Raw genomic sequence first — 9014 nt, 5'->3', positions numbered from 1 at the left:
GCGTCTGGCTTGTCGCGTCGCCATGGATGCTGAGATACAGCAGCCCGGACACAGTTGGACTCGATATCGCCTCGTGGCACTTTATCATTGTCGGCGTAGTCCTGCTTTTCCTTGGTTTCATAGCTTTGTGTGCCTATGAGCATTGGCGGGAGTGGATCGATGGTGCCGTTGCTGCATGGTTGATTGCGTCGCCTTGGATTCTTCAATATGCCGACATGCCAAGGGCGAGATGGAACGCGATCATTTGCGGGCTCATCATCATTGCCATCGCCGGTTCGATCGTTGTTTCCGAGCGATGGACGCAAGGCACGTCTTAGATGCAGGACCGCAGACCATCATTGAGCCCGTCCGATGACAAACCACAGGCGTCACCGTACGGTCGCAATTCGTCCGCGTCGTCGGGACGGGTCCCTTGGGCCCCAACCCGTTCTCGCATGATGGGCATACACGAGCGCATCAAGGTTGCGCCTTCATTTGTGCTGTTGAAAAAGCCTTCCAAATATTTGATCTCTCAAGGCAATGCCCGCCCTCCCGTTTCACAATCCAACATTTGTTCCCCAGCGGCGGTACAAGAACCGTTCCCACGGTGAGAACAGGATTCGGTCTGCCAACAGTCCAATCAGAACAATCACAGCCATTGCGCCGATTACCTGATCCATTGCCTGGAGCTCACGCCCATAATGCAGCAGCTGACCGAGGCCAAAACCAGTCAAAATCGTAACGAAGATCTCAGCAGCCATCAGCGAGCGCCAAGCGAACGCCCAGCCTTGTTTCATCCCGCTCACCAGGAAGGGCAAAGACGCGGGCAGCATCACTCTGATCCATAGATGCAGGCCACTCGATCCCATGGTACGGGCTGCGCGGGCATAGATTGGAGGGATTGTGCGCGCACCATAGTTCGTTGCTATAATTACCGACCAGACAGTCCCCATTACGACGACAAACAACATTGCTGCCTCGGTTTGCCCAAACCATAACAGTGCGAGGGGAACCCAGCACACACTCGGTAACGTCTGCAATCCCAGGGCCAGCGAACCTAATGTGTCTTCGAGTACCTGCGAGGCACTGGTGAGCAGCCCAAGAGGCAGGCCGATGACGACTCCGATCGCATATCCGACCAAAAGCCGCTTCAGCGTCACCAAGATCGCCTCTGTAAGTGTTCCGTCGAGGAGTGCACCCCAGAGATACTGACCAACACTCCGCGCCGATGGAAATAAAACGGGTGACCAGCGACCGCTCTGCGCCGCAAGCTCCCAAAGCCCCAACAGCGCAACAAAGAAGACGAAAGCAACCATGATACGCTTCATTCACGTACTCCGCCTCCGATCTTGCCCCTGAGTGCATCCGCTATGTGGGCAGCATGACCGACCAATTCGACATCATAGATACTTCTCGGATGCGATAACGGTATATCGAAGGCTTGAACGATCTTCCCCGGCGCTGGCGACATCAGCAATACCCGATCGCCCAGACAGACCGCTTCGCGTATGTTGTGCGTAACGAAAACGATTGTCTTGCTGCTGTCTCTCCAGATGCGCTGGATATCGTCGTAGAGGTGTTCCCGTGTCATCGCGTCAAGAGCGCCAAACGGTTCGTCCATCAGAAGCACGCGCGGATCAGGGGCCAGCGCACGCGCCAGAGCGACGCGTTGCTTCATACCGCCAGATAGCTCATGCACGTGAACACGCTCGAACTTCTCAAGCCCAACAAGAGCGAGATATTCGTGCGCGATCTCGTGACGTTCGGCATTGGTCAGCTTGGGGCACAATCTGAGGCCGAACATGACATTTCCGAACACATCCAGCCAGGGAAAGAGGGAAGGCTCCTGGAACACCACGAGCCGCTCCTGTCCCGGCCCCGACACCAACTGCCCGTTTTCCAACACGCGGCCAGCATCAGGCTTGGTCAGCCCCGCCACTATATCGAGTAGCGTTGACTTTCCACAACCGCTGGGGCCGACCAGGCACACAACTTCGCCAGCCGCCACTTTCAGCGAGATATTGTCGAGAGCGTGAACCGTTGCGCGCGGCGTACGGAACCATTTTGACACCTCCTCGACGACAAGATTAGGCAATGGTCCGGCGACAGACGCTGATTTTGCGCGGCTGGATCCGGGGACTTCACTGGCAGTCATGGTACCTCGACAAGGTGGGATAGATCGGGCATGGAGTGCAAGAAACCCACGCGCTGAGCGCGTGCCACGAACTGTTCCAGGACTTCACGCGAAATGTCGCTTGTCATAGTCATGCGTGCCCAAGCATGATCGACAAGTCCCAGCGACATGTCCATCCGGAATTGGGCTCTGAGTTCATCTCTGACCATCCGCTCGGCCTCACGTGGATTCTGTCTGATCCACTCGGTCAGCTCTCGGTGGGCTGCAACAAAACGGCGGACGATCTCGGTATGCGTGGACAAGAATTCGGCACGCGCCACGAGGACTGTGGTGACCGCATCCTTCTCCTCCACCAACACCCTGCCACCGGCTTCCAGTTCTAGGCGCGAAACCCACGGCTCTACGGTCCAGACTGCATCGAGCTGCTTGGTCTTGAAGAGCGCGAGTTGGTCCGGATTGGCCGTCGGCAGGACCTGCGCGTCACCACCGGCCTGGGTGATCCGCAGGCCACCGGCCTCGAGCCACGCGCGCGCGGCCACATCTTGCGTATTGCCAAACTGCGGAGTGCCGATCCTTTTGCCCCGAAAATCCTGTGCCCTGGTAAGACCGCTATCAGGTTGCACTACAAGCGCAGATCCTCCGTTTACTGCACCGGCGATGACCCGGATTTCTTGGCCAGCCGAGCGCGCATAGGCATTGATTGCTGGATTGGGTCCAACGTAGGTGAGGTCGAGGCTTTCAGCGAAGATCGCCTCCATGGCACTCGGTCCGGCATTGTAGGCGTACCATTCAATGGTGATGCTCGGGCCAATGCGAGGAGCAAACCAGCTCTGGCCATGCCGTTCGAAATTTCTCGCGACCAAGGCCTGGACATGCGTGATGTTCGGGAAATGACCGACCCGGATAATAATTCCCTCCGCCTTCACAGGCGGCGCCATTCCAATCACCGCCAGGCATGCGGCTATGGCTAGACCGAACTGAGAGAGCCTCATCCACGCTAGACTCATCGAAAACACCCAAGGTAGCGGATTCTCAGACCTTTGCCTTTCCCCACCGACCGGGAAGGATCTCCATCAGACTTAGAGTTATCAGATAAAATTCTACCGACGGAAGGTACGCAGTACATTGATCCGTAGCAAGGTTCGGTCAATGTCCAGAATTGTAGGCGAATAGGGGCTACGACGATAGCACGTCGTCACTGTCATGGCTGCAACGCAACGCATCTTTTCGGAGCACGAACCATGACACGTCAGAAAGACGCGTCGAAAAGCCGTGGCTCAACCGGCAATCTGGGACCGACCAGCCCGGAGCCAATCTGTATCATGGCAGTACCAGGTTGCTGGGCCAGAATATCCATAGAAAGGGCAGCGGTGGCCAAGATACAAATCACGATGATAGTGGCGGCCCCAATCGGCTGACCGAGCCCTATCTGGGCGCCGATGTAAGCTGCGGCGCCGAAGCTATAAAACTCCGATTTTCCCGGCTTCGCCAGCCTCAGGGAGCGCCAGCCGATCAAGCCTGCACATAAAAGCGGGGCCTGAGAAACTGCGTCGCGGTCTGATCAAGTTTCAATGGAGAAACCGGCGGCGGCGACCATCTGCGTGGCGAACCCGCCCTCACGGGTGTATCCGGTGAATATAGGCTCGTCGCAAAAGTTCTCGGCCCCCTGTCTGCAATAATCGCATCGCCCGCATGTGTGTCCGAGCCACGGAACCCCGACACGCTGCCCCAGACGCGTTGCGACACACCATTTCCGATGTCAATCACTTTGCCGACGATTTCGTGTCCGGGGATGGGCGGCAATCGTGGATCGGTCAATTCGCGTCGACAACATGGCGGCAAACGGCGCAGATTTCGATTTCGATCAAAATCTCCCCCTGCGCTTGCGCCTAACCAATTTCAGCGTTTCAGCGGTTCTCCAATTTTATGGAGGACCATTGCTTGCTGTCCCCTTTCATCGGCGTTCCCAGCTGTGACGGAGAGCGTGGTATCGTGAATCATCATCCAACGATGATGCGATCGTCAACGATCTTGACCCCAGGAGAAGACCAAGCGGCTCTTTCCACGGCATTTCGTTCAGACCAGGCGTTGACGCGCCCTTCGAGTTTAACTCTCCCCAAACCGTCGACGTTCACCGTGACTCTCTTGGCATCGACTTCGGCTGCTCGCTTCAGTGCATCCTCGATGCGCTTTTTGATGTCCACAGCTGTCGGTCGCGGATTGACCTCTATTTTATTGTATACGTCAATCACGCCGCTCAGGCCTCGAATCGCTTTCGTGACGGCATCTCTTTGGTAGTACCACTCCACCTCGCCGGTAAGCGTAACCACGGCATCTTGCACTTTGACCAAAACAGCTCCTTCAGGAATGACCGTGTTCCATCGGATGACGCTTAGTGCTCGCTTCGCAATCTCGTCGTCGGCGGTGCGATGTTCCCCGCGCGGGCGAACCTCGATTTCCTGCGCAATCCCTCGCACACCCTTCACCCTGCAGACTACATCGGCGACCCTGTTCTTTTCTGCAAAGGTGGGAACGTGACCCGTCAGTGTAATGACGCCATTGTCGGCAGCAACGCCGATATGAGCAGCATTGATGCTCGGTTCGAACTCTAGCTCGTCAATGACGTTTTGCCGTAAAGTCATATCGTCCATGATAGTGCTTCCTTGCTTCCGAAGCAGGCGGTATCGCCGCTCCTTCCAACGATCAAATATGGTCTTGTGGCGACGCTTCGGCATTGATACGGATCAACTTAGCGTGCCATCAGGATGGGAAGTTTCGGAACGTCGATCATCGACTTCGTCCAAGCCGCCGAACACGCGTTCACGAAGGCCGGAGGGGGCAATTATTCGCCCATCACGATTAGATCAGCGGCAACATCGACAGCGTTCTAGTTGAGAAAATCCGCGACCGGATTGCCGCCGCTCCTTAGCCCGTCCACAATCACGCGCACCCGTGGTGCGCCAGGTAAGCGCCGATATCGGCTCCAGGGTCCGGCTCATTGGCCCATTCACAATCGAGCTGGTGTCCGGATCGACGACCGCTAGGTGAACGTCCTTGGCCTTGATGATGAGCATATCCAGGGCCTCACGAGCAGCGAGGCAGATTCCACCCCTGAATCCCAAGCTCGGAGAACGTGCCTTGAAGTTAGCGTCGGTGTCGCTCCGGAAGGATCAAGCAGGATGGCCTCCCGGACTCGAACAAAGCTCCTTTCACCACCTTGGATTTCAGTTTGTCAGATTTCAGGACCTCAGGACCGATCAAATCAATTCTTAATAGCGGGCGTGGCGACCGATCTCATCGGCTGCCCAGACAAACTAGGCATATTGCCTACTGATCTGTTGCGTAGATTCCGGCTTCAACGTCGTAATCTTGGCCGTTCTGTTCTCCAGCTGCTTAATATCTGCTTGTCGTTCCTCCAGCCAGATATCCGAGATTGTCGAGGCGTAATTACTGATGGGCGGCGGCGAAGCACAAGGACGGAAGGTGCGCATTGTTTTTCGCGGGTCGATGGCTGATTTGAAATCGTTGTCACCCCCTCCATTCCGACAACCACATGAGCTTTCTTCTGTATCTATTTTTGCTTGGAAGGTGCGGTCGAGGTGTTGGAAACACACATATCGCTGGTCTTGCTCGTTGCTGACAGAGGGCGTGACCGTTCTTTCCTTTCTTCATGGCGTTGCGTGCCGCTGTCCCCGCTCATGTCACCGCGAGCCGAGTGGAATTGGGCGGCGCGGATAGTCCGTCAGCCTACGACAAGAGGCTCGATCGTATTTCAATCTCGCGCTTGCTCATGCTGGAACCGCCCTCACCGCACTGATCGCGATCGGCGGGTTAAGCGGATCCGGCAAATCAATCGTCGCAGAGGCCCTGGCTGCACATGTCGGATGCGCACCGGGTGCGCGAATTTTAGAAGGCGACCGCATTCGCAAGGCCAAGTTTGGTGTTAGCTCGACTGAAAAGCTTCCAGCTGAGGGTATCGACCGGAAATTTCCGACGTCGTTTATGATACCCTGCGTGATGAGGCAGCGGCCGCACTGAGTTGCCGGGGTCCTGTCATTGTCGATGCAGTTTTTTGACGACGCGAAACGGATCTCGTCCAAACTCGAAATCGTAGTCGCGTTGTGCCGATTTTATCAGTCGCTGTATTAGTGTTGGGATTGCAGAGCCCAACGGTCTTCGTTCTCTGTATTGGGTGCCGATATGCAATTTCACGACCGTTCAATTAGGATGCGGCCAAGCCCGGTAAGTAACGATTGTTTCGATTCTTTTGACCCCATTTTCTACTATGATTTAACAGCCTTGTGGCCAGTCTTTTCAGTGATCAAGATGCGAAAATAGACCGGCTCCAGCCATCGCACACGATCCCGGATCACCGTTTTCACGTAAGCGGGTTCCCACCACTCGGCCCTTCTGCTTAGCAGCGCGTAAGCTTCATTCCGGGCATTGATGGTGTCGGGATCGCCGGCCAACTCTTCGTAGTGCCCGGTGGCAATGACGCTTTGCCAGTCGTTGGTGGCAGCGATGTTATCGAATTCTACACAAACCCGCGGATTGGCACGCATCCACTCGATCTTTTTGCCGAATGTCGTGAACGAGTACAGGCATCCGAGGTGGCAAACGAAATTAAGGGGGACAACATAAGGCTGGCCATCATGCACGCAGGCCAGCCGTCCCACAGTGGCGTTCTCAATCACTTGCATGATTTCGAATTGATCCATCTCGGTGATGTGCATGTGAGTGTACTCCTTTCTGGACGGGCTAAAAACCTCCACTCAACGGGCCATTAGGACGGGCAGCTGCGGCTCGTCGATCATCGATCGCGTTACTCCTCCAAAAATGCGCTCACGCATGCGCGAATGACCGTAGGCACCCATCACAATAAGGCCGGCCGAGATGTCCGTTGCGTGTTGCTTGAGAACATCGGCTATTGCCTTGCCGCCACTTGGAAGGCGGTCCACCGTGATCTTGACACCGTGATGCGCGAGATAGGCCGCGATGTCAGCTCCTGGTTCAGGGCCATTCACGATTGAACTGGTATCCGGATCAATCAGCGTAACGTGGACTTCTTTGGCCGAGACCATAATGTCGAGGGCCTCCCTGGCAGCGCGTACGCATTCCACTCCCGAATCCCATGCGAGAAGCACGCATTTCGGACGCAGCGTGGGCTTACTGCCGTGCGGGGTGATAAGGATCGGCCGACCCGATTCAAACAGCGCGCCGTCAACAACAGTCGTTATCAGAAGGTCATTTCGGAGCAAGCCGGAGCCAATGATTGTTGCATCTGTGTATCGCGCGTGCCTGCCGATCACTTGACTGATCCTGGCCGGTTCCGGGTATTCATCGACTACTGTCGCTGAGATACCGGCGTTCTTCACCATTGTTTCCACCGCATCGACCCTCTTGCTGATGGCCTCAAGATCGTGGTGTCGGTCCTTCACCCAGGCATCTGCAGTACCAATCGGGTAATCACCAAGCGGAGGCAGCGTCGCGATTGTCATCACCACGACCGACAGTTGCGCGTTGATCTCGGAGCAAAGCTCGATGGCGGTATTGAGATCCTCGTCGCTCTGTCTGACATCAACGATAGTCAGCATTGTTTTGAAGGTCATCTTACTTTCTCCAGAAAGGGGTCAAGATCTGTTGGTCAATGGATAACTCCGAATTCACATCCCGGCATTGCGCTGGATCAAATACGGCGCGATGACTTTGGATTGATCCAGGGTCAATGCATTTGGTTCCCGCATCCGGAAGCTGGAGACCTCCGGAAATGAATTCGGATCAAGGATAACGGAGGCTTGGCCATGAAGTTCCTGGTGCTTTGTTCGACCAACGAAGGTCAGACCCGTAAGATTGCCGAGGCTATCGCCAGCCGTCTGGAAACCAAAATCATAGGGTCACGCTGACTGACGCCAATCAAATCGGATTCGTGGATCCTGGGACAAGCGACGGAGCGATCGTTTGTGCGCCTGTCCATATCGGTCGCTATCCCACGGGACTGGTGCGAGGTCATCAACGGCATGCCCTCAGCCTTCATTTCGGTCTCAATATCTATCGCCAGTGTCGATGGCGAGGAAAAGGCCGAAACAGGGAACTAACCATTGACCCTAACAGACGAGACGGGCTGGAAACCGCAGGCGGCTCTTAGCTGCGCCGGCGCTCTCAAATATACGGCAGACGACTTTTTCGAACGCTGGATGCTCAAACGCCACCGAGGGCGGACCGATCGACACAAAGCACGACTACGAGCCGACTAATTGGACGGATGTGAAGCTTTCAAGGTCTTCCCCAAGAACCTTGCAGAGGTGGACGGCATTTACGATGTCGCGATCACACTGATCGATTCCGATGACGCAAAAGACGCTCTTGCACGACATGGCAACTGTCCTTGATTGAGGAACCATATTTGCCCAAACCATCAGCCATAGGGCCGAGCAGCACAGGACTCATTGCGCTGGATCAAAGCGGAACGGATTTTCTTCGATACACTCCCGGCAGATAAGGAGGTCTACGATGGTCATATTAACAGAACTCACGTCGAAATTCCGGCATGTACGGCTTATTCTGGCACGCGAGAAGGGCCATCCCGACGGTGACCGCCGTGAGGGGTACGATCTGCTGGTGCCCCTCGACGAGAGCGGCCATCTCGATGCCGCAGAATGGAAAGAGAACCAGAGCCTGTGCCGTGTCCGCCGCTTTCGCCCCAAGGGCGAGGACATGATTGGTAGGCTCCGCAGGAAATCCGGCGGTCAATGGTATTTCGACTATGCGCAAGGCCAGTCCGATGACGAAATTGCCTTTCATCTGAGTGACGAACGCTTCGTCCAGGGCGAATACATTTCCATCCGCAACGGAGACGTGATGCGTCCCTACCGGATCATCCTCGTGGAAAAGCCATAACCAG

General features: G+C 55.7%; 8 protein-coding genes and 1 pseudogene. 2 read left to right on the top strand and 7 right to left on the bottom strand.

Going from position 1 to position 9014, the window contains the following annotated elements; genetic code table 11:
- Positions 1–317 (top strand): SPW repeat protein (locus AAAB35_RS06155; protein ID WP_340667328.1); only part of this gene is annotated, 317 nt, incomplete at its 5' end.
- Positions 318–536: 219 nt separating this feature from the next.
- On the opposite strand, the gene AAAB35_RS06150 is transcribed toward AAAB35_RS06155, so the two are convergent.
- The 7 genes and pseudogenes from AAAB35_RS06150 to AAAB35_RS06120 form a co-directional block, all read right to left on the bottom strand.
- A complete protein-coding gene (locus tag AAAB35_RS06150; protein WP_340667327.1) occupies positions 537–1307 on the bottom strand; it encodes an ABC transporter permease in 771 nt (256 codons plus the stop codon).
- The gene (locus AAAB35_RS06145; RefSeq protein WP_340667326.1) at positions 1304–2134 is read right to left on the bottom strand and encodes an ABC transporter ATP-binding protein; all 831 of its coding nucleotides are present in this window, start codon (positions 2132–2134) and stop codon (positions 1304–1306) included. The genes AAAB35_RS06150 and AAAB35_RS06145 overlap by 4 nt, the downstream gene beginning before the upstream one ends.
- Complete coding sequence (locus AAAB35_RS06140; protein WP_340667325.1) at positions 2131–3051, bottom strand: ABC transporter substrate-binding protein; 921 nt, start codon at positions 3049–3051, stop codon at positions 2131–2133. The genes AAAB35_RS06145 and AAAB35_RS06140 overlap by 4 nt, the downstream gene beginning before the upstream one ends.
- A gap of 488 nt (positions 3052–3539) precedes the next feature.
- Positions 3540–4114: pseudogene (locus tag AAAB35_RS06135) on the bottom strand (alcohol dehydrogenase catalytic domain-containing protein); the annotation flags it as partial.
- Positions 4114–4764: a BON domain-containing protein gene (locus AAAB35_RS06130; protein WP_340667324.1), complete on the bottom strand. Its 651-nt coding sequence runs from the start codon at positions 4762–4764 to the stop codon at positions 4114–4116. The gene AAAB35_RS06130 and the pseudogene AAAB35_RS06135, both read right to left, overlap by 1 nt.
- Before the next feature lie 1632 nt (positions 4765–6396).
- Complete coding sequence (locus AAAB35_RS06125) at positions 6397–6846, bottom strand: pyridoxamine 5'-phosphate oxidase family protein (protein ID WP_340667323.1); 450 nt, start codon at positions 6844–6846, stop codon at positions 6397–6399.
- Positions 6847–6885: 39 nt separating this feature from the next.
- Positions 6886–7722 carry a universal stress protein gene (locus AAAB35_RS06120; protein ID WP_340667322.1) on the bottom strand — a complete coding sequence of 279 codons (837 nt, stop codon included), beginning with the start codon at positions 7720–7722 and terminating at the stop codon, positions 6886–6888.
- Positions 7723–8623: 901 nt separating this feature from the next.
- Here AAAB35_RS06120 and AAAB35_RS06115 point away from each other — a divergent pair.
- Positions 8624–9010 carry a hypothetical protein gene (locus tag AAAB35_RS06115; RefSeq protein WP_340667321.1) on the top strand — a complete coding sequence of 129 codons (387 nt, stop codon included), beginning with the start codon at positions 8624–8626 and terminating at the stop codon, positions 9008–9010.
- The last annotated feature ends 4 nt before the right edge of the window (positions 9011–9014 follow it).

Origin of the sequence: Phyllobacterium sp. (assembly GCF_037994425.1) — a bacterium.
Lineage (GTDB): Bacteria > Pseudomonadota > Alphaproteobacteria > Rhizobiales > Rhizobiaceae > Phyllobacterium.
Note: the sequence above shows the minus strand (reverse complement) of the source record. Positions and strands in the feature narration are given on the sequence as shown.